Annotated in this window: 19 protein-coding genes and 1 pseudogene; 14 read left to right on the top strand and 6 right to left on the bottom strand. The window is 66.8% G+C overall.

What is annotated here, in order from left to right:
• Nucleotides 1-28: 28 nt before the first annotated feature.
• Together IC535_RS09675 and IC535_RS18850 are read left to right on the top strand one after the other, a co-directional pair.
• A pseudogene (locus tag IC535_RS09675) lies at nucleotides 29-2,137 on the top strand (hypothetical protein); the annotation flags it as partial.
• A 138-nt stretch (nucleotides 2,138-2,275) separates the two neighbouring features.
• Complete coding sequence (locus tag IC535_RS18850) at nucleotides 2,276-3,166, top strand: XVIPCD domain-containing protein (RefSeq protein WP_429000380.1); 891 nt, start codon at nucleotides 2,276-2,278, stop codon at nucleotides 3,164-3,166.
• 411 nt (nucleotides 3,167-3,577) lie between these two features.
• On the opposite strand, the gene IC535_RS09670 is transcribed toward IC535_RS18850, so the two are convergent.
• Nucleotides 3,578-4,252: a VOC family protein gene (locus tag IC535_RS09670; RefSeq protein ID WP_228886173.1), complete on the bottom strand. Its 675-nt coding sequence runs from the start codon at nucleotides 4,250-4,252 to the stop codon at nucleotides 3,578-3,580.
• Nucleotides 4,253-4,390: 138 nt separating this feature from the next.
• Between IC535_RS09670 and IC535_RS09665 the strand changes: the two genes are divergently transcribed.
• Nucleotides 4,391-4,885, top strand: a complete 495-nt coding sequence (locus IC535_RS09665) for a hypothetical protein (protein ID WP_228886040.1) — start codon at nucleotides 4,391-4,393, stop codon at nucleotides 4,883-4,885.
• A gap of 192 nt (nucleotides 4,886-5,077) precedes the next feature.
• Here IC535_RS09665 and IC535_RS09660 read toward each other — a convergent pair whose 3' ends face one another.
• On the bottom strand, nucleotides 5,078-5,911 hold the full coding sequence (locus IC535_RS09660; RefSeq protein ID WP_228886039.1) for an AraC family transcriptional regulator: 834 nt from the start codon (nucleotides 5,909-5,911) through the stop codon (nucleotides 5,078-5,080).
• Between the two features lie 37 nt (nucleotides 5,912-5,948).
• Between IC535_RS09660 and IC535_RS09655 the strand changes: the two genes are divergently transcribed.
• The 6 genes from IC535_RS09655 (at nucleotide 5,949) to IC535_RS09630 (ending at nucleotide 14,523) form a co-directional block, all read left to right on the top strand.
• Nucleotides 5,949-7,433, top strand: a complete 1,485-nt coding sequence (locus IC535_RS09655; protein WP_228886038.1) for an efflux transporter outer membrane subunit — start codon at nucleotides 5,949-5,951, stop codon at nucleotides 7,431-7,433.
• A gap of 8 nt (nucleotides 7,434-7,441) precedes the next feature.
• The gene (locus IC535_RS09650; RefSeq protein ID WP_228886037.1) at nucleotides 7,442-8,578 is read left to right on the top strand and encodes an HlyD family secretion protein; all 1,137 of its coding nucleotides are present in this window, start codon (nucleotides 7,442-7,444) and stop codon (nucleotides 8,576-8,578) included.
• A complete protein-coding gene (locus IC535_RS09645) occupies nucleotides 8,575-10,179 on the top strand; it encodes a DHA2 family efflux MFS transporter permease subunit (protein ID WP_228886036.1) in 1,605 nt (534 codons plus the stop codon). Before IC535_RS09650 ends, IC535_RS09645 begins: the two co-directional genes overlap by 4 nt.
• Nucleotides 10,180-10,673: 494 nt before the next feature.
• The gene (locus IC535_RS09640; protein ID WP_228886035.1) at nucleotides 10,674-11,885 is read left to right on the top strand and encodes a hypothetical protein; all 1,212 of its coding nucleotides are present in this window, start codon (nucleotides 10,674-10,676) and stop codon (nucleotides 11,883-11,885) included.
• Between the two features lie 22 nt (nucleotides 11,886-11,907).
• Complete coding sequence (locus IC535_RS09635) at nucleotides 11,908-13,401, top strand: hypothetical protein (RefSeq protein ID WP_228886034.1); 1,494 nt, start codon at nucleotides 11,908-11,910, stop codon at nucleotides 13,399-13,401.
• A gap of 36 nt (nucleotides 13,402-13,437) precedes the next feature.
• Nucleotides 13,438-14,523, top strand: coding sequence for a hypothetical protein (locus tag IC535_RS09630; protein ID WP_228886033.1), 1,086 nt, complete (start codon nucleotides 13,438-13,440; stop codon nucleotides 14,521-14,523).
• Between the two features lie 29 nt (nucleotides 14,524-14,552).
• Here IC535_RS09630 and IC535_RS09625 read toward each other — a convergent pair whose 3' ends face one another.
• A complete protein-coding gene (locus IC535_RS09625) occupies nucleotides 14,553-16,052 on the bottom strand; it encodes a YifB family Mg chelatase-like AAA ATPase (RefSeq protein WP_228886032.1) in 1,500 nt (499 codons plus the stop codon).
• Nucleotides 16,053-16,201: 149 nt separating this feature from the next.
• Between IC535_RS09625 and yidA the strand changes: the two genes are divergently transcribed.
• On the top strand, nucleotides 16,202-17,041 hold the full coding sequence (yidA, locus tag IC535_RS09620; protein ID WP_228886031.1) for a sugar-phosphatase: 840 nt from the start codon (nucleotides 16,202-16,204) through the stop codon (nucleotides 17,039-17,041).
• Between the two features lie 10 nt (nucleotides 17,042-17,051).
• Here the strand turns inward: yidA and ubiK are convergent, their stop codons facing one another.
• Nucleotides 17,052-17,312, bottom strand: a complete 261-nt coding sequence (ubiK, locus tag IC535_RS09615; RefSeq protein ID WP_228886030.1) for a ubiquinone biosynthesis accessory factor UbiK — start codon at nucleotides 17,310-17,312, stop codon at nucleotides 17,052-17,054.
• A 163-nt stretch (nucleotides 17,313-17,475) separates the two neighbouring features.
• Here ubiK and IC535_RS09610 point away from each other — a divergent pair, with 163 nt between their 5' ends.
• Nucleotides 17,476-17,814, top strand: a complete 339-nt coding sequence (locus IC535_RS09610) for a P-II family nitrogen regulator (RefSeq protein ID WP_228886029.1) — start codon at nucleotides 17,476-17,478, stop codon at nucleotides 17,812-17,814.
• Between the two features lie 19 nt (nucleotides 17,815-17,833).
• Here IC535_RS09610 and IC535_RS09605 read toward each other — a convergent pair whose 3' ends face one another.
• Nucleotides 17,834-18,487: an RIO1 family regulatory kinase/ATPase gene (locus tag IC535_RS09605; RefSeq protein ID WP_228886028.1), complete on the bottom strand. Its 654-nt coding sequence runs from the start codon at nucleotides 18,485-18,487 to the stop codon at nucleotides 17,834-17,836.
• Between the two features lie 443 nt (nucleotides 18,488-18,930).
• Between IC535_RS09605 and IC535_RS09600 the strand changes: the two genes are divergently transcribed.
• The gene (locus IC535_RS09600) at nucleotides 18,931-19,836 is read left to right on the top strand and encodes an aspartyl/asparaginyl beta-hydroxylase domain-containing protein (protein WP_228886027.1); all 906 of its coding nucleotides are present in this window, start codon (nucleotides 18,931-18,933) and stop codon (nucleotides 19,834-19,836) included.
• Nucleotides 19,837-20,092: 256 nt separating this feature from the next.
• Here IC535_RS09600 and speE read toward each other — a convergent pair whose 3' ends face one another.
• On the bottom strand, nucleotides 20,093-20,947 hold the full coding sequence (speE, locus tag IC535_RS09595; protein WP_228886026.1) for a polyamine aminopropyltransferase: 855 nt from the start codon (nucleotides 20,945-20,947) through the stop codon (nucleotides 20,093-20,095).
• A gap of 191 nt (nucleotides 20,948-21,138) precedes the next feature.
• Between speE and speA the strand changes: the two genes are divergently transcribed.
• Both speA and IC535_RS09585 read left to right on the top strand, forming a co-directional pair.
• Complete coding sequence (gene speA, locus IC535_RS09590; protein ID WP_228886025.1) at nucleotides 21,139-23,028, top strand: arginine decarboxylase; 1,890 nt, start codon at nucleotides 21,139-21,141, stop codon at nucleotides 23,026-23,028.
• Nucleotides 23,029-23,122: 94 nt separating this feature from the next.
• Nucleotides 23,123-23,500: a DUF6122 family protein gene (locus tag IC535_RS09585; RefSeq protein WP_228886024.1), complete on the top strand. Its 378-nt coding sequence runs from the start codon at nucleotides 23,123-23,125 to the stop codon at nucleotides 23,498-23,500.
• Nucleotides 23,501-23,513 lie beyond the last annotated feature (13 nt).

The raw sequence follows: 23,513 nt of genomic DNA, 5'->3' as shown, positions 1-23,513 counted from the left end.
AACGTAGCTCCAAGGAAGAGGTGACCGTATGCCGCGTAAAGGACCCATTCTTCAGGACCACCACGTCTTAGAGCAGCAGACGTTCGCGAATAGCGAACTGCTGAAGATTCTTGTGAGGGGTGAACTGGTTGGCAAGGACGCTGCTGAGAACCGGATTTTCATGCCGAGCGATCCTCAGTTGGCCCACGCGTTAGGGGTGTCTCCTCATAGTGGCGGACCAATCAGTGACTACCGTGCAGGCCTTGATAATCGCTTGCTGCGTCTAGAGGAATCGGAGGATGGAATAGCTGCCCTGGCAGGTGACAGGAGCGCACAAGAGCGAGTCGCAACGCGTGTCAACCATCTCCGCGACACGATGACGGTTGGTCTGGTCAACGGCGACCTGTACACCAATGCACCGCTTGGATTGAGCGCGGATGACATCCGGCCACGGACGCAGGCCTTCTTCCACAGTAGCGGCAGCTACAGCCAGATCAATGCTCAGCAAATAGGCACGCTCAATAGCCTCTCTCCTGTTGATCGCGGGTATCTGGCGATTGCCCAGTCTGAGAGCCGGATCATCACGCTGCTCCAATTTGCTCAGCAGTCGGACAGCAAGCTGACAGCGGGCAAGGACGTGGAGCTGCAACGCTACGGCCTGGCCCAGGCCATCAGCAACGCCCACCACGATGGCCGCGTTGTCATGTCCGAGCAGGGCATCCGCACGGTCGAGCAAATGTTGGGCGCAGAAGCCGCATCTCCATTGCGCTTGCCGCGCGGACAGCAGGGATTTGTCTCGATGGACCTGCTGCTGGGCGAGGCCTCCGCCCGCAATCTGGTCCGCACAGGCGGCCTGCTGGCTACCGGCGCCGATGCCATCATGACCGCACGCCGCGCTGCCGAACTGATCGAGCAGGGCAACACCACCGCCGCACAGTCGGAGGTCAACCACGCGCTGGCCCGCAACGCGGGCGGATGGATCGGGGGTGGCTCCACCGCCCTGGCGCTGGGCGGTAGTGGGTTCCTGCCTGCCGCCGTGGTGGCGGCCGATGCCCTGCTGCTGAGCAAGGCGTTTGAAAAAGGCGCGGACCTGCGCGACAACTGGGCCATCTACCACCAGACCGACAAGGCGGATGTCGACTGGAAGTTCGACGGCCGAAATTGGGAGCGCCAAACCGCCTTCGATAGCACGTCCGATGGGCGCAGCAGCCCCGTCGAACGCGATGTGGTGGCCAGTTATCAGAAGTCCCAGGAACTGGGCGCCATGGCCAGCGCAAAAGCAGTGGAGCTGGCGTTGGGCAAGGTGCCGCCACCGCAGGATCCGTTCAAGATCCCCGCCCAACCCAGCGATCGGCGCGGGCTGGACAACCAGGACTGGCACCGCAAAGCCGATACCTTGGCGTGGGAACGCCAGATCAAAACCAGCGTGTCCGGTGCGAACGACCGGGGCAGCTACGAAAACCAGACCGCAACGCCCGAGCGGGCCCGGCAGCTCAACCAGGAAGCACTGGTCCGCATCGAGGGCAATATCAGCAACGGTCGCGAAGCCATTGCCGCCGCTTACCTGGAGAGCCACGCTGCCCAGCGGGCGCAGGACTACCGGGTGGACGTGCCGGCAGCGGTGGAGACGGCGCGCGCCAAGCCCGATGTGGTGCTGGGCTCGGACGGCCAGGTCTACCAGCGCAATGACGCAGGAGAATGGGCCAGCCGGGATGGGTTGGCCCATGGCAATCTGGCCATGGAGTTGGAGCTGACCAACCTGATACGCCAGCCTTCGCTGGAGCGTTCGCAGCAGGAGTTGGCGGACATCCAGGCATTACCGGCACCGACGGCAGCCCAAGCCGAGAAGAACGAGCTGCTGCACCGTTATCGGAGTGCGAGCATCGATCTGAATGTGAACCCGGATACCCAGCAAGCCATCGGGCTGGCGGTGCAGCGGACGCTGGAGGTCAACGGCGTTACCGGCCCGACGATGCAGCAGTTGCGGCCGGATGGGGTGGACAAGCGTGGCTTTGATAGCCCGATCATCCACTTTCAGACCGGGCCGGATGGAGCAGCTCACCAGGTCGCCATCACCAGCAGCGAAGCACTGCGGCAGGCATTGAATGATGTGCGAGCCCACCGCCGTGAGCAGGCCCCCATTCCCGATACCCCCGAGTTGCGCATCGCAGCGTTGTCGCCGGACGAGCGTGACGCATATGAGCAGACGTTGCGCTACGCCAACCGGCACGGCATATCCGCCCAGGAGGCGTCGCGGGTGGCGGCCTTGGCGGCAGTCAACGTGCACGCTCCGCAGATGGAAGAAACCCGAGCGCCGCAAGCAGCAGTCGATGCACAGCGGCAACGTGATGCAAACCCTGCACCTGATGCAGTGACGATGGCAGCCGCTTCCGCGCCCATTGCTGCTTCGCCGCCGATCGCCCCGGAACGCCCTGAACAAATTCAGCCGTTCACCCAGCGCGACGCGCCACGGCCAGAACCGGAGGTGCAGCCGGCACCGGCGGCGGTGGATGATTCGACCCGACAGGACATGCATGTTGGTCAACCGGCTCCCATGCAGCCCGTGCCATCGGCGCAGCAAGAACACCAGGTTCCACTGACGGGCGCCCGGACCCAGGACACCTCACAGCAGCCTGCCGCGCCCGGTACCACGCAGCGCCAATCCATCGATGATCACCCGCAGCGCAGTCAGGCGCTGCCTGCTCAGTCGCAGGAGAACGCGCCGGCCGCACCAGTACTCCACGCACCGGTGCCGCCGGTGGCGATGACGCCGATGCAGGGCGGTCATCCCGACCACGCGCTTTACCAGCAGATACGCGAACAGGTGACGGCGCTGGATGCCAGGCACGGGCGCAGCTTCGATGCGACCAGTGAGCGGATGACGGCCAGCCTGCTGGTCCTGGCCAAGGGCAATGGATTGGATCGAGTGGACCATGTGGTGCTGAGCAATGCCACTGCCGACAAGCCTGCGGGACATAACGTGTTCGTTGTCCAGGGTGAACTGAACAACCCCGCGCACCAGCGTGCGCATATGCCCACCGAGCAGGCCGCACAGACGCCGGTGGAAGCGTCGCTGCAGCGGTTCGGGGTGGTCAGCCAGGAACAGCAGCAGCGCCAGCAGGCGCAGCAGCTTCAGGATGCACGCGAGCAGCAGGCGAGCCAGGCACGTGGCATGAGCATGGGCTGAGATCCGGGTGCGGGCGTACAGGTTCCGGCCTTGGCTCAAATCACAGCGTTCTGCAGCCCAATCAGGCATCAGACGTTGGCTCCTAACGGCATGGAGTATCGATGTACCCCAAGCCTCAACCACATTGTCTTACGCGACCCGCCGCCGGTCGTCTTCACTGGCTTGGTGACTTGGCCAGAACAGCTCCAGGCACTCCAAGCCAGACAAAAGGTCGAGCCTGCGTCGGGCACTGCTTTTGATCCAAGGGCTTAGTTCGCAGCTGACTCTCCGTAAATCGGCGAACAACCCAAAGGTACGCCCGGTCTACCCGGGAAGGGTGATGCCCGAACCCGGTGCGTCCGGCCATGGGCCGGACCTACCGCGATGTTGGGTCGGGAACAGGCAGTGCAGTCGCGACCGCACGCCATCGTTTCACTCCGACTGCACGCACCAGCCCAGTGCCGCATCGTCCAGCACCGCCGCCGCCGCGGTGACCCCGCTCACCCGTACGTGCAGGCCCTGCGCATTGGGCAACACCCGCTGCTCGGGGAACCAGCGGCGGGTGGCATCGGTCACGATCAACAGCCCTTCGTCGTCGCCCAGCGCGGCAAACCGCGGCGTGGGCGGCGACAGCGGCTGCAAGCCGAATACCGCATCGGCACGCGCCTGCACGTCGGCCACGCTGGCCGCCGGCAATCCCACTTCGCTGATGCAGGTGATCTCGCTGCCGTGGAAGGCGCCGCGCCGCTCCGAGCCGGGCAGGCGACGCCGGCCGATCAGCTCCAGGATCAGCCCGTCGGGGCCGGTGAAGTAGATCGATTCGGAATCCCAGCGCCCGCCGAAGGTGAAGTGCTGCTGCCCTTCGGCATTGCGCTGCCGCTGCGCGCGCGCATCCAGCCAGGCGGTGGCCTGGGCGAAACGGTTGTGCGGCACGTTGAAAGCCAGGTGCACGCCACCTACCGGCAATCCGCCGGCCGGCAGCAGCTGCAGCGTGGTCCAGCCCAGCTGTACCCGGTCATGCTCGACCGGCAACTCCAGCGTGTGCTGGAAGTAACCGGCCATGGCGGTCGGGTCGGACACTGGCAGGGTCAGATGTTCGATGCGCATGCGGCCATGGTGCAGCGGTGTGGCGTGGACGTCCAGCCGGTTGGAGGCGCGCATTCGGCCAACCGCGGCGCGCCAGGTTGGCTATGCTTTGCGCATGGCTGCCCTTTGGCACCGCTGCGACACGATCAGGAGGATCCCTTGTTCCATCATTGCCTGCCGCTGCTGGCGGTCATCTTCGGCTTGGCATTGAGCGCCTGCCAATCCGAACCTTCCACCGCCGCTGCGCCAGCGCCCACCGCACCGCCGACGGCCATCCACGCACCGGCGGCCGCCGCGCCTGCCGCGGCATGCGCATACCCCCGGTTCGATACCTTCCTGCGCCACTTCGGCAGCGAGATCGCGTTGCAGGAAACGGCGGTGGCCGATCCGCTGCCCAGCGAGCGGGTGGACGTGAACGCCGAGCCGGAGCCGCGCATGGTCAGCGAGAACATCGCCCTGCGCGAGGTTACCTGGCCGGTGATGCCCGATCCGGCGACACTGCCCGAGGCGGGCAGGGAGATTTCGGTCAGCGGTCAGCCCGATGGCGGCATGACGGTGCTCATCAGTACGCCCAACACCAGCAACCAGCAGCGCTACCACTTCGCCCGGCGCCCATGCTGGCAGCTGGTACGCGTGGTGGATGAGGCGGTCTGAGCAGGGACTGCCCGTTCTTCCATTCCCGCAGTGGCAGGGCAGCAGGGTTCTGATGGGGCGTCACAAGGCGGGGGGCCCAGCTTTTCCCGGCCTTTTCACGTCCAGGAATAGTCTGTCTGTTGGGGGCGCCGTCTTGCTGCGTCTCGATGGGCGCAACGCCGTACACAAGGCTTGAATGGAGGCCCTTGCCGGTTACTCCCTGGAGACCAGATAGTCGGTGGGCGATACGCCCAGCGCTCTACGGAACATCGCCGAGAACGCGCTGGGGCTGAGGTAGCCGTGCTCCAGCGCCACCTCCAGGATGGATGCCCCGGCCGCAAGGCGCGGCAGACTGAGCAGCAGGCACATCCGCCGCCGCCAGTCCCCGAAGCTCATCCCCACTTCGCGGTGGAACAGCCGTGCCACCGTGCGCCCGCTGACATGCATCTGGGCGGCCAGGCTTTCCAGCGTCACCGGCTCGGCCGGTTCGGCGATCATCCGCTGGCACAGGCGCAACAGCTGGGCATTGCGCGGCAACGGCACGTGTAGCCCCAACCGGGGCGCCCTTTCGATCTCGTCCAGGATCAGTTCCATCACCCGGTGGTCGCGGCCTGCAGTAGGGTAGTGCAGGCCGATCCCGGTGGCGGCGATGATGGCCTCGCGCAGCAGTGGGGACACCTCGATCACCTCACAACGGGCAGGCAGGTTCGGCCGGGCCTGCGGCGCGACGTAGAGGGTACGCATGGCGATGTCGCCGGCGATATGGATGCGGTGTTCGATGTCTTCGGGCATCCACACCGCCCGTCCCGCCGGCACCACCCAGCTGCCCGTGGCGCTCTGCACCGTCATCACCCCGCTCAGGGCGTGCACCAGCTGCGCCCGGGAATGCCGGTGCGGGGCAATGTGTTCGCCATGGGGGTGCCAGGTGGCCAGGGCCGCCACCGGGCGGTCGGTGGCGTGGCAATCGCTTACTGTGCGCGGGGTGTCCATATCTAGACGATGGTAGTCCGCCAGCCGGGAGAAGGACAGCGGCGATGGTGGTGTCATGTGGACCCCCGGCCACAGCCCTCCACATGCCCCGCCCATGACTGCTTTGCGCGCCCCCCTGTTGTGTCTGTTGCTCGCCACCGCCAGCGGATGTGCCGTTGGCCCCGCGGGATCGCCCCGTTCGACCATCGGCGCGCCGCCCTCGCTCGGCCAGGTGGGCAGTGCGGTGGTGGCGGCCCCTGCGGCCACGCAATGGTGGCGCCTGTATGACGACCCGGCGCTGGACGCGTTGGTGACCGAGGCGCTGGAAAACAACCGCGATCTGCAGGTGGCCTCAGCCAACCTGCGCCAAGCGCGCGCGGTGCTGCGCGAACGCCAGGGAGCGCGGCTTCCGCTCACCACGGTGTCCAGCGACATCGGGTATGGCAGCACGGTCAGCGACCAGATCGCCGCTGCGTTGGACCAGACCGAGGTGCGCACCGGGCAGCGTTATGGCGCGGGGGTGTCGGCCGGCTGGAGCCTGGATTTCTTCGGCCGGATCGCGCGCGCCGTGCAGGCCGCGCGGGCCGACGCCGAGGCGACCGAAGCCGCGCAGGACAACATGCGGGTGGTGGTGGCCGCCGAAACCACGCGCGCCTACGTGGACAGTTGCGGCTACGCCAGCGCGGCAGGTGTGGCGCAACGCTCGCTGGCACTGGCAACGCGGCGCCTGGCGCTGAAGACCGCGCTGCGTGCTGCCGGCGGTACCACGGCACTGGAGGTGGCGCGTGCATCCGCACTGGCCGGGCAGGCCCAGGCGGCGCTGCCGGCGCTGCAGGCCGGGCGGCGCAACGCCCTGTACGAACTGGCCGTGCTGGCCGGGCGGCCGCCCGACGACCTGGCCGCCGCGGCGGGCAGCTGCGCCAGCGTGCCGCAGCTGAAGGCGCCCATCCCGATCGGGGACGTTACCGCACTGCTCCAGCGCCGGCCCGATGTCCGCCAGGCGCAGCGTCGGCTGGAAGCGAGCACCGCGCGCATTGGCGTGGCCACCGCAAGCCTCTATCCCAGCGTGTCCATCCTCGGCACGGTGGCCGGTTCGGCGCCGGAGGTGGGCGACCTGGGCCACCACAGTGCCATCGCATGGAACGTGGGGCCGGTACTTTCCTGGCACTTTCCCAACGTCAGCGCGGCGCGCGCGCAGATAGCGCAGGCCCAGGCGCAGGAAGCGGCCGCGCTCGCGCGTTTCGACGCGGTGATCCTGGTCACGCTGAAAGACGTCAAACAGGCACTGGCCACCCATGAGGCGGCACGGCGCCAGCGCGATGCGTTGACCGCCGCCGCCGAACAGAGCGGCGCGGCGATGCGACTGGCCCGGTTGGACCAGCGCGCCGGCGCGGCCAGCGAACTGGATGCGCTGGATGCCGAATGCAGCGACGCGCAGATGCATGCGGCGCTGGCCGCGGCCGAGACCGACCTGGCGCTGGGACAGGTCGCGCTGTTCAAGTCGCTCGGTGGCGGCTGGGAGCAGGCGCCCGCCGTGCACACCCCGGTGATCACCCGCCGCGCCGACCCCGCGCGTCGGTCCCCTTCCCCCACCCTCTGAACATGACCATGACCGATACCACTCCCCCACACGGTGCACCTGTCGATATGGCCGGCCGCCGTCCGCCGATGATGCGCAGGCCGCTGGTGCTGGCCGCCCTGCTGTTGCTTGCCCTGGCCGCGCTTGCCGCCGGCATCCACTGGTGGACCGCGGGCCGCTTCATGGTCGGCACCGACAACGCCTATGTCCGCGCCGACATCGCCACCATCAGCCCGCGCGTTGCCGGCTATATCGCCAGCGTGCAGGTGGGCGACAACCAGCGTGTCGCCCGCGGCGACATCCTGGCCAGGCTGGATGACCGCCACTATCGCAACCGCGTGGCCCAGGCCGAAGGTGCCGTCGCAGTGGCCCGCGCCAAGGTGATGGCGCAGCAGGCGGCCATTGCCAACCTGGATGCGCAGCGCCAGCGGCAACGCAACGTGATTGCCGCTGCCAGCGCCGACGTGCGTGCGCGCCAGGCCGACCTGCGCCAGGCCACGCTGGAGTACCGGCGCGAGCAGACGCTGGCCCGCCAGCAGGCGTCCGATGCCAGGCACCTGGAAGCGGCCGAGGCCAGTGCCACGCGCAACGCGGCGGCGGTGGAGGCCACGCGCGCCACGGCGGCGGCAAGCGTTGACTACGCTGCCGTGCTGGCCACCGAACGCCAGCGCGCCACCGCCGCGCTGGAGGAAGCCCAGGGCGCATTGCTGCAGGCCCAGGCCAGCCTTGCGCTGGCCAACCTGGAACTGGAACACACCGTGGTCCGCGCGCCGATCGCCGGCACCGTCGGCCAGCGCAGCGTACGGATGGGCGACTATGTCGGGGCCGGTGCGCCCTTGATGGCCGTGGTGCCGCACCAGGTCTACATCGTCGCCAACTACAAGGAAGTACAGCTGGAAGGCGTTGCGCCGGGCCAGCGCGTGCAGATCGAGGTCGACGCCTTGGGCGGGCAGGCGCTGGCCGGGCACGTGGACAGTTTCGCGCCCGCTTCCGGCGCCCAGTTCGCGCTGTTGCCGCCGGACAACGCCACCGGCAACTTCACCAAGATCGTCCAGCGCATCCCGGTACGCATCGCGGTGGATGCCGGGCAACCCAGGCTTGCCTCGCTGCGGCCGGGGATGTCGGTGGTGGCCGAGATCGATACGCGTCCGGCGCCCGCTCGATGAGCGCCGCCGCAGCCGTTCAGTCCGAAGAGAGGGTTTCGCTGCGCGCCTGGGTGGCGGTGATCGGGGGCGTGGTCGGTTGCTTCATGGCCGGCATGAACGTGCACGTCACCAATGCCTCGCTGCCCGATGTGCGCGGCTCGCTGGGCGCCACCTTCGAGGAGGGCTCGTGGATCACCACCGCCTACCTGGTTGCGGAGATCATCGTCATTCCATTGGCCGCGTGGTTGGCCTCGGTGTTCACCATCCGCCGCGTGCTGATGGTGGGCGCGGCCGGCTTCGTGCTGTTCTCGCTGGCCTGTTCGGTCGCGCCCAACATCCAGGCCATGATCCTGGCGCGTACGCTGCAAGGCGCCTTTGGCGGCGTGCTCATTCCGCTGTCGTTCCAGCTCATCGTCACCGAGCTGCCGTCATCGAAGCATCCGTTCGGCATGGCCCTGTTCGCCATCGCCAACAACGTTGCCCAGGCGGCGGGGCCGTCGCTGGGCGGCTGGTTGACCGATGTGTATTCCTGGCGGGCGATCTTCTACCTGCAGGTGCCGCCAGGCCTGCTGCTGCTGGCGGCGATCGGCTGGTCGATCCGGCCCCAGCCCATGGCCCTGGAGAAGCTGCGGACCGGCGACTGGGGCGGCATCATCGCCATGGCGCTGGGCTTGTCGGCGTTGCAGATCATGCTGGAGGAGGGCGGGCGCAAGGACTGGTTCTCATCGGCCTTCATCCTCGAGGCGGCGCTGGTTGCCGCGGTGGGCCTGGTGGCCTTTGTCGCCATCGAACTTCGACGCAGGGAACCTTTCCTCAACCTGCGGCTGCTGTCCAGCTACAACTTCGGCCTGGCCAGCCTGATGCAGTTCACCTTCGGTGCGGTGGTGTTCGGGGTGGTGTTCCTGATCCCCAACTACTTTGCCGACGTGCACGGTTACAACGCCCGCCAGATCGGCCAGACCATGATTCCCTACGGCATCGTGCAGTTCATCATGTCCTTCGCCACCCCGCCGCTGATGAAGCGCACCAGTGTCAGGACCGCCATCGTGCTGGGCTTCATCATCATGGCGGTGGGCTGCCTGATGAACATCCACCTGGATGCCAACGCGGCCAGCAACGTGATCGTGCCGTCGCTGATCGTGCGCGGCATCGGCCAATCGCTGATCGTGGTGGCGCTGAGCGTGATGGCGGTGGAAGGCCTGGAGCGGTCCGAGCTGGGGTCGGCGGCCGGGGTGTTCTCGATGGTGCGCAACGTTGGCGGCGCCATCGGCATCGCAGTGGCCAGCCAGTTCATCGTCACCCGCGAACGGCTGCACGCCTTCCACATCGGCGAGGCGGTGACGCCGTTCTCGGCGGCCACCCAGGCGCGGGTGATCGAACTGGTGCGCATGCTGTCCAGGGCACCTGTCGACGCCGCCTCGGCCCTGTACGGCAGCGGCCATGCACTGGAGCGGCAGCAGGCGTTCGCGTTGCTGGACAAGGTCGTGCATCGCGAGGCGCTGCTGCTGGCCTACAGCGATGCCTTCCTGGTGGCCGGCATCGCCATGCTGGCCTGCGCGGCCGGCAGCATGATGTTGCGGGGGAAGCCGCGGCGTGCTTCGGCTTCGGGTGCAGCGCGTTAGCGCGGCACCCGGCGATGGTGATGACCACCAGCTGCTCCAGCGGATCGCCGTTTCATCGTCCCCGATCACAATGGAAATCACACTTTTGATGTGATGGAGTCGACATTGAGTAGGAGTAAACCTACGAAAAAACGCGGCAATTCCTGATTGAATTTTTCGCTACAGCAAGCGCACTGTTCGCAACAGCAGCCTTGGCGTCGCTCCGTCGCTCCGTCGCTCCGTCGCTCCGCCGGTCCGCCGGAACGCAGCGCGCCATCCGCATGGGGGCGGAGGCTCGCCGCGGGAGTCCAGTAGCTTCATTCCGCGCACCTGCTGGCGTGTTCCCTGGCCAAGGGGCCTGCTCCAAACCGTTCCAAGAATTGTATGGCAGATCCACGCGCCCGAGCTGCGGGCGCGGAGCTGGAACGGGCGCAGGTCTCTGCGGTCGGACGAAGCCTGCGGCGCATCGGCGTAATTCTCTCACACGCACCAATTCCATCCTTGAAGGAGTGGCTATGTCGATCCTGCAGCTCGCCAAGCGCCTGAATCTCGACGTGGAAAGAATCGAGCGGGGCGAAACCCTTGACGCCTCCGTGACAGCGCAAACCCCTGAGCACTACCGGGAACTGCTGGGCCCACTGACTGGCATCACGCCCGCGCATCGGCCGTACGCGCGGCACCACCTGGCCGAAAGCTGCTGCAGGGATTGCTACGGCGCCGGACTGCTGCACTTCAGCGACTTCCTCACCGGTGCGGTGAGCTCGATCGATCCGGAGATCGGATCGGAGTTCTTCAAGCGCCGCTTCCCGATGACGATAAAGCTGACCATTGCAAAGCAGATCACCGTCACCGAGAACAAGGAATTTCCCGCAGGTACCGCGCCGGTGTTCATCGCCTGCGAAAACCTGGTGTTCAATGGCGGTTCCTACGTGCTGCGGAATACCGCGTTCACCCTATGGGTGACCCACCAGCTCAGCATCGTCAGCGCTGGAACCCTGCCGTATCACATTGGCATTCTTGGCGCGCCGGGCGCCGATGGCAGTCCGGGCCATGACGGCCCACCGATGCCGCCGGCCTCGCACGGCTCCAATGCCGGCACGCCATCCCCCGGCATCTGCACGGGCGCCGGCAGTGGTGGTCACGGCCCAAATGGCCTGAAGGGCAACGACGGCCACAATGGCGGCCCCGCGGTGGACGGGCTTCCCAGCGTGCTGTCGTCCCTCAACATCGCCTCGTTCGCGTCGCCACAAGCGCCGCTGGTGGTATTTGGCCAGTCCGGCCAAGGAGGCAATGGCGGCCCTGCGGGGAACGGTGGCCCGGGCCAACAGGGCGGCAGGGGAGGCAACGGGTGCAACTCCGGCTGCGAAGGCACCGATGGGGGCAATGGCGGCGACGGAGGCCAGGGCGGAACCGGTGGAGTGGGCGGGCCGGGCGGCAACTCCCCCAATGGCGGACAGCTTCACGTGAACCTGGCCCCCGCGCAGCAGGGAGCGAACTTCTTCGTCTATCAAACCGCGATGGCCAAGCCGGGCCGTGGCGGCGCGCTTGGCGCAGCGGGAGAGCGCGGGGCACGGGGGACGGGTGGCTCAGGTGGCCACCATAGCCGCAATGGCACCGACGGCGCACTTGGAACCCCGGGCACGCCTGGCACAAAGGGCAATGATGGCACGCAGTTCGGCGCGCCCCCGCAGTTGATCCCCGGCAACTACACGCCGCCCTCTGCCTGACACGCGCAAGGAGAACGCCACGATGATCATCCCCGATCTGCATGCAATCGAGCAGCGCCAGATGCTGGACGGAAACGGCAGCATCGCGCTGAAGCTGTTCGTAACCAAGAAGATATCCACCGTCGATCTGCGCTCGGTACCGGTGTTCCATATCCAATCGGCGCTCAAGGCCTCGATCTACAACCGCGACGATGTTGACATCGGCTCCGGGTCGATTACCCAGTACATGAACTACCCGGCCATCTTCAACTTCCAGAAATCGCTGGCAACCAGCATCCAGAGCGAGACCCAGGGGTTCCGGCTTCACGGCTACTCCCCGATCACGGTCAATTCCAGCATCACCACTTCGCGAAGCGATTCGACCGACAAGCAACTGACCAGCTCCATCGGCCAGTCGGTGGGTTCATCAACGTCGCAGACCAACTCGTTCGGCGTGAACGTGCAGGGCGGCATCATGATGGACCTGCCCATGTTTTCGGTGGGCTTGAGCTACGACCATGCGTTTGCCCGGCAGCATTCACAAGACAGCTCCAGCTCAACCGGCTCGGCCTCAACGCATGGGCAGGGTCTGCAGGATGGATTCTCGATCAAGGACTGGGGCATCTACGCGAAGGTCGACCGCGAGAACCTGAAGGCCGGCTGGGTATGCGGGCAGGAATACCCGTGGGATATCATGCAGTTTCGTAGTTTGAATGCGGCCGGCAGCATCGACCTGCCGCAGGCCATCGTCGATCGCATGCTGATGGACGACTGTGTGCTGCCGCCCTCCCAGCTGTCTCAGTTCGGTACGGACTTCACCTTCACTGCCGAGTGGAGTTTCAAGCCCAGCGGGGCGTTCCCGGACGTGGACGCCACCATCTTCACGCTCACTGTAGACACCAAATATGCCCTTGCCTCCCACCAGCGGCTGGGGCAGGCCGGGGCGTACACGATCTCGGCCACCCTGGGCAGTGCGGTGGCGGATCAGCTGACGCTGCCCCTGAGCTGGTGGCAGATGGAGTGCCTGGCGTTGAACCCACTGGTGGCCTCGCGCAACGATGCCGCCATCAACTTCACCAAGCTGGCAGACGGCTGTTTCGGCGGGAGCGACGGTTCGGTGTTGGTAGCATCGCCCACCAATACGCTGATCTGCAAAGGAAAGGGCTTTTCGCCAGGGATGCTTGCAGATGTGACCTCGGGACCGGCCAGCTATACGCTCGCGTTCAAGGTCACCGATACGGTCGGCGATCTGAGCCTTCTGCTGAGGCACTGGAAGCTGGATGACGCGCCCCTGGCGTTGGCGGTGAACGTCAATGGCATCGAACTTCCCCAGGAAATCATCGATGCCCGGCAAGGCAACGGCGCAACGGCCAACCGCAGTGACATCATCCTGCGGACCAGTGATTACATGGATGAGAATTTCTGTGAGTACGTCCAGGTGGGCATGAACACCGTCACCGTCACGGTCAAGGCCCTTTCACCGCCTGCTGCCGGGCGGAAGGCGGGCTATTGCCTGGCAGCAGCCCTGGTTGGGTGACCGTCATTCGCGCGTAGTCGAAGGGAGGGAAGCACCGTGCCATCCAAAGGCAAGGGAAAGGCAAAGGCGACCAAGGTCGCCATGGCGACCCCGACCACATCGACGCCGGCAAAAAAAGGCATGAAGAAGGCGCCGAAGCCAAAGAGCTCGTTGTCTGCGGCACTGAAGCACCTGCGTTTGCCCACGCGCGGACTGAAGGACCTTGATGCACGCACCAAGGTGGTGGCCGACGTGCTCAAGGCCGCCCTTGCCGCCAAAGGGACCAGTATCGACCTGACGCGCGTGCGCCTGATCAAGCTGCACGACACCGGTACGCGGATTCCGCGCCTGATCGCGATGAAGTCGACAGCATTGACCGGAAAGAAGTCCGCCGAGACCGTTGATCGCATCTACCGCGTTACCTGGGACGCAATGGACGAATTCGTTCGCACCTCGTTCGTCCGCAACCTGATCATCGGCATCGCGCCCGGCGACCTGGCAAAACCGCAGGCGAAGATATTCGAGGACGTCGTTCGCACATTGAGCGCGTTCAGGATGCCCACCAAGATGTCGGGTTTCAACTTCAATGACGGCACCCGGATTGGCGGGTATTCCACCATGCAGCATCCCACCTCGCCCGGAACCGGCATGTGGCTGAAGTCCACCACCGGGCACGGTTCTGCGCACAACCATCTGGATGCGGCCCGCATCACCGAGATACAGGACCGGGTCATGGCGCATTTCAACCAGGATGTCAAGACCAAGGCCTACTCCCTCAAGCCGGGGGTGAGCCTGCAGGACGTCGTGAACACCATGGTCGTGACAGGAGGCACATTCACGCTCGGGCGTTTCACCATGCCCGCCACCGCGTCCAATGTAACAACCGATGCCTCCGTCACCGCCGCTGAAAAAGAGGTGCAGGCCCGTATCCGGGAGTACATGAAGGACCAGCTGGAGCTGTTCGGTGCGAAGCGGTCAACCGCTGTGCGTGCCACGACAGCCCCGGTCAAGGTGCCGAAACTGGACCTTGATCTGCTCAAACGGCCAGCGGCCCCGGAACTGCTCAACCCCGGTGAAATCAGCCCGCGGCGCACGATCAAACCGGTCGCCCTCACCGACATCAGCGCCCATCTTGGTCTCTAGCAGGTTGCGATTCGCCTGCCGGCTCACCCCTAGCTCCCACCCCGATCCAACTGCCGATACCCGATCGCCTCGGCCACATGCGCGGTGGCGATAGCGCCACTCCCGTCCAGATCGGCAATGGTGCGCGCCACGCGCAGGATGCGGTGCATCGAGCGGGCCGATAGCTGCAGCCGCTCCACCGCATCTTCCAGCAGTTGCTGGTCCTGGCTGGTGAGCCGGCAGTGTTCGCTCAGTTCGCCGGGCAGCAGCTGCGCGTTGGGTTTGCCGCTGCGGTCCAGTTGCCGTTGGCGTGCGGCGATCACGCGGGCGCGGACGGTGGCACTGTCTTCGCCGGGTGGGGCGTCGTCGCGCAACGCGCGCGGTTCCAGCCGCGGTACGTCCACGTGCAGGTCGATGCGGTCCAGCAGCGGGCCGGAGATGCGGCCGCGGTAGCGTTGGATGCTGTCCTGGCTGCAACGGCAGCGGCCGCTGCGGTCGCCGGCCCAACCGCAGGGGCAGGGGTTCATCGCCGCCACCAGCTGGAAGCGGGCCGGGAAGGCTTCGCTGCGCGCGGCGCGGGCGACGATGACGTGGCCCAATTCCAGCGGCTCGCGCAGTACTTCCAGGGCGTGGCGGCTCCACTCGGGCAGTTCGTCCAGGAACAGCACGCCGTTGTGCGCCAGCGAGATTTCGCCCGGGCGCGGCGACGAGCCGCCGCCGACCAGGGCGACCGCGCTGGCGGTGTGGTGCGGTGCGCGGTAGGGGCGCTGGCGCCAGCGCGCGGTGTCGATGCCGCTGCCGCTGCACGAGGCGATGGTGGCGGTCTGCAGGGCTTCGTGTTCGGTGGCCTCGGGCAGGATGCCGGGCAGCCGCGAGGCCAGCAGGGTTTTGCCGCAACCGGGGCTGCCGAGCAGCAGCAGATGGTGGCTGCCGGCAGCGGCAACTTCCAGTGCGCGCCGGGCGTGCTGCTGGCCGCGCACATCGCGCAGGTCGGCGATGGTGGCGGCCGCAACCTCGGTGGGCACCGCCGGCGGCAGGTTGCCGCCGGCCAGGCCGGCGCAGACCTCCAGCAGGGTGCGCGCCACGCGTACGTCTGCGTGCCTTGCCAGCGCCGCCTCGCTGCCGTTGGCGGTGGCGATGACCAGGCTGCGGCCCTGTTCGGCCGCGGCGATCGCCGCCGGCAGTACGCCGTCGACGCCGCGCAGTTCGCCGGTCAGTGCCAGCTCGCCGAGGAATTCATGCTGGGCCAGCAGCTGGCGGTCGATCTGGTCGCTGGCCGCCAGGATGCCCAGCGCGATGGCCAGGTCGAAGCGGCCGCCTTCCTTGGGCAGGTCGGCCGGGGCCAGGTTGATGGTGATGCGCCGTTGCGGGAACTCGAACTGCGAGCAGATCAGCGCGGCGCGCACGCGGTCGCGCGATTCGCGCACGGCCGCTGCGGGCAGGCCGACGATCTGGGTATGCGGCAGGCCGCCGGTCAGCATCACTTCGATCCGCACCGGCGGCGCGTTGACGCCGGCGCGGGCGCGGCTGTGCACCAGTGCCAGGCTCATGCGGTTTCCAGAAGACCGAGGGTAGGCCGATGATGGCCGCGTGGCGTGCGTGGGTATGTAGGCCCAAGCCCTTGCCTGGGGTCGGTGTTCTGCCGGGCAGGGCGCGGGCCGCTAGACTGGGCGGCCCTGCCAGTACGATTTTGAACGACATGGATATGCAGCGCCGCCACGGCCCGGTCCGCCTTGTTGCCATCGACATGGACGGCACCCTGCTCAACCCGGCCCATCAACTCACGCCGCGGGTGAAACAGGCCATCGCCGCCGCCCGCGCGCAGGGCGTGCGGATCGTGCTGGCCAGCGGCCGGCCGGTCTCGGGGTTGGCGCCGTTCCTGGCCGAGCTGGGCCTGGAGGGCGAACAGGATTACTGCATTGCCTGCAATGGCGCGCTGGTGCAGAACATCGGCACCGGCCAGCGGGTGGTGGAGTTTCCGCTGAGCTTCGATGACTTCCTGTTCTGCGAGCGGGTCGCGCGCGAGCTGGGCATCCATTTCCAGGCGCTGGACGGCCGGCGCATGTATACGCCCAACCAGGACATCAGCATCTATACGGTGGCCGATTCGCATCTGTCCCAGGTGCCGTTGTCCTACCGACGGGTGGAGGACATGGACCGTTCGATGCAGTTCATCAAGCTGATGATGGTCGACGCACCGGAGGTGCTGGATGCGGCCATCGCACGCCTGCCGGCCGTGCTCACCGACCGTTTTGCGGTGCTCAAGAGCGCGCCGTTCTTCCTGGAAGTGTTCGACCACCGCGCCGGCAAGGGCCCCGGCCTGCAGCGGCTGGCCGAGCACCTGGGGGTCGACCGGGCCGAGGTGATGGCACTGGGCGACCAGGAAAACGATCTGACCATGCTGCAGTTCGCCGGCACCAGCGTGGCGATGGGCAACGCGATCGCGGCGGTCAAGCAGGCCGCGCGCTTCGAGACCGCGTCCAATGCCGAGGACGGGGTGGCGCTGGCGATCGAGCGGTTCGTGCTGCAGGCGCCGTAAGCGCGCCGGCTCAGGCGTCGGGCGTATCGCGGCGGCCTGCTTCCAGCGCGGCCACGGCCTGCTCCAGCGCCTCCAGCTTCTGGCGGGTCTTGAGCAGCACCGCACGCTGCACGTCGAACTCTTCGCGGGTGACCAGGTCCAGCTTGCCCAGGCCGGCCTGCAGGGCGCTCTTGAAGGTGGCCTGCAGTTCTTCGCGCGATTGGCGCAGGCCCGGCGGAACCATGTCGCTGAGGCGGCGGGCCAGGTCGTCGAGGTGGTTGAGGTCGATCATGCGGTGCTCCGCTGGGTGGTCGGCGGCGGGGCGCCATGACCGGGCTGAAGGGGTGTATACGGTAAGGATAATCCGCGGGGTGGCGGCCGGCACCGGCCGGGTGCATCGCGTTCATCGGCGGACAGGCGTTATCCTCGCTTGCCGGCAACAAGGAACCAAACAGATGAAGATGGTCATGGCGGTGCTCAAGCCGTTCAAGCTCGACGACGTGCGCGAAGCGCTGGCCGAACGCGGTGTTACCGGGATCACGGTGACCGAGGTCAAGGGTTTCGGGCGCCAGAAGGGGCATACCGAGTTGTATCGCGGCGCGGAGTACGTGGTCGATTTCCTGCCCAAGGTGAAGATCGAGGTGGCCGTCACCGACGGCCAGGTCGAGGAAGTGGTGGAGGCGATCGTTAAATCGGCCGGCACCGGCAAGATCGGCGACGGCAAGGTATTCGTCTACGACCTGGGCAGCGTGGTGCGCATCCGCACCGGCGAACTGGACGCCGACGCGCTCTGAGCGGGCCGGACGGCCATGCTCAGGCGTGGCCCTTGAACCAGCGGTAGAAGCGTTTCCAGCCCACCCGCAGGCCGGCCACCCAGCGCGGGTCGGCCACCAGCGCGGCCTGCGCGGGGGTGGGTTCCAGGCCGGTCTTGCGCTGGCGCATCTTCAGCAGGTTCTTCATGTCGCTGCGGCGCAGCTGGCGCGATACCGGGTGCAGCGGCAGCCAGCGCGGGCTGCGCCAGGCCGAGGTGAAATCCACCAGCACCGGCACGCCGCCGCTGACCATCACATTGGTGCCGTGCAGGTCGTTGTGGGTGATGCCGGCCGCATGCAGGCGGCCCAGGGCGTACTGCAGCTGTTCGAACACCTCCACGCCCACCGAGGTGGCGCTGCTCAGGGTCTGGCCGGGAATGAACTCCATGCCCAGGGCCAGCCCGCCAAGGGTGCCGAGCAGGGCCGGGGCGTGCTTCCAGCCGCTGAGCAGCTGCAGGATGCGCGCCTCGCGGCGCACCAGCAGGCGGGCCAGTGGCGACAGCGGGGTGCCGCGGTAACGGGTGTAGTCCTTGATCACCGCCGGCTGCCCGTTCAGGCAGGTGCGGTAGACATCGGGTTCGAGCAGGCGTTCACCGCGCTTGAGCAGCTCGGCGGGGGCGGTGTCATCGACACACGGGGCAATCGTTGTGTTCATAAGGGTCTGTGCGACCCGGCGGTCGGCGCGTAGCGTCAGGCGTACCGGTGCTGCTTGTCTGGGAAAGTACTAAGATTTCGTTAATTTTAGTACTCGCCGGTACACCAATCCAGCGTTTGTCGGAGAAATGTCGTAGGCGGCGGTGGAACAATCCGTCGCACCGGTTCGGACAATGACGTCTCAATCATTGGCAATTGGCCCGGAATTCAATGGCATGGCCGCCACCGCACCAACCGGCCGCGGGCCCCGGGCCAATCGGTACCGCCACCGCCGGGCTGAACGGGCAAGCGGCCACCCTTGACCGCAGGCCGGGCGCTGCCGACCATACGCTGTTGATTGCGACAACGGCGGCCGCCCCCCTCCTGGCACGTCCCCGTCCCTTGTCCCCTACCGGTGCCGGCCCCGCAGGCACCGACCCCACCGCTTAGGGTCCAGGAATACCGATGACCAAGATCGTGCTGGCAGTGCTGTTCGTGGCCTGCGTGCTGTACATCCATTACCGCGGCAAGGTGCGCGCGCGCTGGTCGCGCCAGTTGCTGGACCATTCCAGCTTCATGGCCCCGATCAACGTGATCATGTACCTGTTCTCCAAGGTACCCACCACCCCGTTCCTGGACCCGGCCAAGGAGTTCCCGCAGCTGGAACCGCTGCGCCAGAACTGGCAGATGATCCGCGACGAGGCGCTGGCGCTGCGCGATGCGGACAAGATCGCCGCGTCCAGCACCTACAACGATGCCGGCTTCAATTCGTTCTTCCGGCGCGGTTGGAAGCGGTTCTACCTGAAGTGGTACGGCCCCTCGCACCCGTCGGCCAAGGCGCTGTGCCCGCAGACCACCGCGTTGCTGGAGTCGCTGCCGGACGTGCGCGCGGCGATGTTCGCCCAGCTGCCCTCGGGCAGCGAACTGCGCCCGCACCGCGATCCGTTCGCCGGTTCGCTGCGCCTGCACCTGGGCCTGGCCACGCCCAACGACGACGACTGCTACATCGTGGTGGACGGCATCAGGAAGAGCTGGCGCGACGGGCAGTGGATGATGTTCGATGAGACCTTCATCCACCACGCGCACAACGAGACCGGGCACGACCGGGTGATCCTGTTCTGCGATATCGCCCGTCCGCTGCGCTTCGGCCTGCCGGGGCTGTTCAACCGCGCGGTGGCCGCCACTCTGCTGGCCGGCGGCGCCTCGCCGAACCTGCCCGGCGACCCCACTGGCGGGGTCAACAAGGCTTTTGGCGGGGTCTACAAGGTGCGCCTGAAGGCCAAGGCCCTGCGCGAGCGCAGCGTGGTGGCCTACCAGGTGATCAAGTGGGGCCTGGTGCTGGCGGTGATCGCCGGGATCTGGGCGATCTGAGCCGGGATGGATGCGGCTGCCGGCCAGCGGCCGGCACTACCCCGGAACAACAAAAAACCCGCGCTGTTGCCAGCGCGGGTTTTTTTTATCTGATCGCGGTTGCCTGGCCCGCACCGACCAACGGTCGGCGCCTACCGCCATCGTGCGGCGGCCGGTAGGCGCCGACCGCCATCGCGCGCGGCGACAGCCGGTTGATGCCGACCATCACCGCGAAGACCACCGGTAGGTGCCGACCGTTGGTCGGCACGCTTCCCGATCAGGCCTTCAACGCCGCCTGGATGAACGGCGGGGTGACCAGCACGCCGGTATGCAGCGCGGCGGTGTAGTACAGGGTGTCGAAGGTCTTGGCGGCCGCGTCGGTCTGGCGGAAGTCGAAGCTGCTCTCGCCCTTGCGCGCCAGGGTCACGCTCCACCAGCCGGTCGGGTAGCACGGCTGCGGGAACGGCAGGGTCTTGAACGAACCGAAGCCGGCCTTGCCCATCTCGGTGCGCATTTCGTTGATCAGGTCCAGCTGCATCAGCGGCGATTCGGACTGCTGGACCAGGATGCCGTCGGCCTTGAGCGCCTTGAAGCAGCTGGCGTAGAAGGCCTTGTTGAACAGGCCTTCGCCCGGGCCGACCGGGTCGGTGGAATCGACGATCACCACGTCGACGCTGCCCTCGGGGCAGCTGGCCATGTAGGCCACGCCGTCGTCGAACATCAGTTCGGCGCGCGGATCGTGGTTGGAGTCGCACAGTTCCGGGAAGTGCTTCTCGGCCATGCGGGTGACCTGCTCGTCGATGTCGCACTGGGTCACGCTTTCCACGCCCTGGTGCTTGAGCACCTCGCGCAGGGTGCCGCAGTCGCCGCCACCGATGATCACCACGCGCTTGGGCGCGGCATGGGTGAACAGCACCGGGTGGCTGATCATCTCGTGGTAGAAGAAGTTGTCCTTGCTGGTCAGCATGATGGCGCCATCGATGGTCATCAGGTTGCCCCAATCGGTGGTGGCGAAGATCTCGATCTTCTGGAACGGCGACTGGACCTCGTCGAGCTTGCCCTTCAGGCGGTAGCCGATGGCCGAGCCGGTGCGCTCGAAGTGCTCGATGTACCAGTTGTTGTTGTCAGTCATGGGGAAAGCTGTCCTGTTCGGAAGGGTAGGGGCCGGGCTGGCGACGGTGCCGCGTGGCGCTGGCCACGTCCGGACGGGTTGGCCCGTTCAGGTTTGGGGCCTGAGCACGGGCGCGGGCGCGCATGATAACGGAGCTGTCGCCGTATAGGCGTTATCATGCACCCCCTTTTTTACCAACCAGGCCCACTGAAATGACCGATTGGTCCCTCGACCAAGCCCGCAAGACCTACTCGATTCCGCATTGGGCGGATGGTTACTTCGACGTGGATCAGGCGGGGCACATGGTGGTGAGACCGACAGGCCAGGACGGCCCGGTGGTGTCCCTGCCGAAGATCGTCGATGCCGCGCGCGCCGCCGGCGCCAAGCTGCCGCTGCTGGTGCGCTTCCCGGACATCCTGGGCCAGCGCCTGGGCAAGCTGCAGGCCGCCTTCGCCCAGGCCCAGGCCGATTGGGAGTACCCGGGCGGCTATACCGCCGTGTACCCGATCAAGGTCAACCAGCACCGTGGCGTGGCCGGCACCCTGGCCAGCCATCACGGCGAGGGCTTCGGCCTGGAAGCGGGCAGCAAGCCCGAGCTGATGGCGGTGCTGGCGCTGTCGCGCCCGGGCGGGCTGATCGTCTGCAACGGCTACAAGGACCGCGAGTACATCCGCCTGGCCCTGATCGGCCGCAAGCTGGGCCTGCAGACCTTCATCGTGATCGAAAAGCCCTCCGAGCTGAAGCTGGTGCTGGAGGAAGCCAAGGCGCTGGAGGTGAAGCCGGGCCTGGGCGTGCGCATGCGGCTGGCCTCGCTGGGCGCGGGCAAGTGGCAGAACAGCGGCGGCGACAAGGCCAAGTTCGGCCTCTCGCCCCGCCAGCTGCTGGACCTGTGGAAGTCGCTGCGCGACACCGAGTACGCCGACTGCCTGAGCCTGCTGCATTTCCACATGGGCTCGCAGATCTCCAACGTGCGCGACATCGCCAACGGCATGCGCGAGGCCACCCGCTACTTCGTCGAGCTGTCGCGGCTGGGTGCGAAGATCACCCACGTCGACGTCGGCGGTGGCCTGGGCGTGGATTACGAAGGCACCCGTTCGCGCAGTTTCTGCTCGATCAACTACGGCCTGGCCTCCTACGCCAGCAACATCGTGCAACCGCTGGCCAATGCCTGCGAAGAGCACGGCCTGACCCCGCCGCGGATCGTCACCGAGTGCGGCCGGGCGATGACCGCGCACCATGCGGTGCTGATCGCCAACGTGTCCGAAGTGGAACAGGCGCAGGAAGGCCGCGTGCCGGACCAGCACGACGACGAGCCGGCGGCGATCCGCCACCTGCGCGAAATCCATGACGAACTGGACCAGCGCCCGGCGGTGGAACTGTTCCAGGAAGCCCAGCACTTCCATGCCGAAGGCCTGTCCAGCTACGCGCTGGGCCAGATCGACCTGCCGCAGCGGGCGCGTATCGACGACCTGTTCTATGCCATCGCCCATGCCGTGCGTGCACGCCTGAGCTATGACGAAAAGAGCCACCGCCCGGCGCTGGACGAGTTGAACGAACGCCTGGTGGACAAGTATTTCGTCAACTTCAGCGTGTTCGAATCGATTCCCGATGCCTGGGCGATCGACCAGGTGTTCCCGATCGTGCCGATCGAGCGCCTGGACGAGCAGCCGCAGCGCCGCGGCATCATCGCCGACATGACCTGCGATTCGGACGGCATGGTCAAGACCTATGTCGAGAACGAAAGCCTGGACAGCTCGCTGCCGCTGCACGCGCTGAAGTCCGGCGAGAGCTACCGGATCGGTTTCTTCATGGTCGGCGCGTACCAGGAAATCCTCGGCGACATCCACAACCTGTTCGGCGATACCGACGCGGTGGAAGTGCTGGCCGACGCCGATGGCTATGCGATCACCCAGCAGCGCCGCGGCGACACCACCGATGTGATGCTCGACTACGTGGGCTACAGCCTGGCCGACCTGCGCGCGAGCTACGCCGAACGGGTGGGGGCGGCGAAGCTGTCGCCGGCGCGTGCGCAGGAACTGTCCGAGGCGCTGGAAGCGGGCCTGACCGGCTACACCTACCTGTCCGACGAGCCGCTGGCCTGAGCCGGTGGCGACGGGTGATGGCCTTCGGGCCTCACCCGGCCGCCGCTAGCGCCGGGCGCTGCCCGGTGGTCCACACCACGCACCTGGAAGCGGTATGAGCGCCCGCGCTGTCTTTCATCTGTTGCTGCATGCGGCCGTGCCGGCGTTGTTGGCCTGGATGTTCTGGCGCAAGCGTTTCCTGTCTGCGTGGGCGCTGTTGCTGCTGGGCTGGATCATCGATCTGGACCACCTGCTGGCCGACCCGATCTATGCCCCCAACCGCTGCAGCATCGGCTTCCATCCGCTGCACACCGCCCCGGCGATCGCGGTGTACGCGGGGTTGTGTGTTCCGAAGAAGACGCGGCTGTTCGGCATCGGCTTGCTCATCCACATCGTGCTGGATGCGATCGACTGCTGGTGGATGTCCGCCGGTAGCAACTGTCTTGTCAGATGCCTGTCAGGGCCACTTCGGCGTCCCGTTTGCGGGCGTTGAGGATGACGAGCAT

Source organism: Stenotrophomonas rhizophila (genome assembly GCF_020857975.1).
Classification (GTDB): Bacteria; Pseudomonadota; Gammaproteobacteria; order Xanthomonadales; family Xanthomonadaceae; genus Stenotrophomonas; species Stenotrophomonas rhizophila_C.
The sequence above is the reverse complement of the archived record's forward strand: the minus strand, read 5'-3'. Positions and strand labels throughout refer to the sequence as shown.

What these genes read in the sequence shown, in the direction of transcription:
- IC535_RS18850 (WP_429000380.1), top strand. Translation starts at nt 2,276, where the DNA reads ATGGAAGAAACCCGAGCGCCGCAAGCAGCAGTCGATGCACAGCGGCAA.
- IC535_RS09670 (WP_228886173.1), bottom strand. Translation starts at nt 4,252, where the DNA reads ATGCGCATCGAACATCTGACCCTGCCAGTGTCCGACCCGACCGCCATG.
- IC535_RS09660 (WP_228886039.1), bottom strand. Translation starts at nt 5,911, where the DNA reads ATGACACCACCATCGCCGCTGTCCTTCTCCCGGCTGGCGGACTACCAT.
- IC535_RS09655 (WP_228886038.1), top strand. Translation starts at nt 5,949, where the DNA reads ATGACTGCTTTGCGCGCCCCCCTGTTGTGTCTGTTGCTCGCCACCGCC.
- IC535_RS09650 (WP_228886037.1), top strand. Translation starts at nt 7,442, where the DNA reads ATGACCGATACCACTCCCCCACACGGTGCACCTGTCGATATGGCCGGC.
- IC535_RS09645 (WP_228886036.1), top strand. Translation starts at nt 8,575, where the DNA reads ATGAGCGCCGCCGCAGCCGTTCAGTCCGAAGAGAGGGTTTCGCTGCGC.
- IC535_RS09640 (WP_228886035.1), top strand. Translation starts at nt 10,674, where the DNA reads ATGTCGATCCTGCAGCTCGCCAAGCGCCTGAATCTCGACGTGGAAAGA.
- IC535_RS09635 (WP_228886034.1), top strand. Translation starts at nt 11,908, where the DNA reads ATGATCATCCCCGATCTGCATGCAATCGAGCAGCGCCAGATGCTGGAC.
- IC535_RS09625 (WP_228886032.1), bottom strand. Translation starts at nt 16,052, where the DNA reads ATGAGCCTGGCACTGGTGCACAGCCGCGCCCGCGCCGGCGTCAACGCG.
- yidA (WP_228886031.1), top strand. Translation starts at nt 16,202, where the DNA reads ATGGATATGCAGCGCCGCCACGGCCCGGTCCGCCTTGTTGCCATCGAC.
- ubiK (WP_228886030.1), bottom strand. Translation starts at nt 17,312, where the DNA reads ATGATCGACCTCAACCACCTCGACGACCTGGCCCGCCGCCTCAGCGAC.
- IC535_RS09610 (WP_228886029.1), top strand. Translation starts at nt 17,476, where the DNA reads ATGAAGATGGTCATGGCGGTGCTCAAGCCGTTCAAGCTCGACGACGTG.
- IC535_RS09605 (WP_228886028.1), bottom strand. Translation starts at nt 18,487, where the DNA reads ATGAACACAACGATTGCCCCGTGTGTCGATGACACCGCCCCCGCCGAG.
- IC535_RS09600 (WP_228886027.1), top strand. Translation starts at nt 18,931, where the DNA reads ATGACCAAGATCGTGCTGGCAGTGCTGTTCGTGGCCTGCGTGCTGTAC.
- speE (WP_228886026.1), bottom strand. Translation starts at nt 20,947, where the DNA reads ATGACTGACAACAACAACTGGTACATCGAGCACTTCGAGCGCACCGGC.
- speA (WP_228886025.1), top strand. Translation starts at nt 21,139, where the DNA reads ATGACCGATTGGTCCCTCGACCAAGCCCGCAAGACCTACTCGATTCCG.
- IC535_RS09585 (WP_228886024.1), top strand. Translation starts at nt 23,123, where the DNA reads ATGAGCGCCCGCGCTGTCTTTCATCTGTTGCTGCATGCGGCCGTGCCG.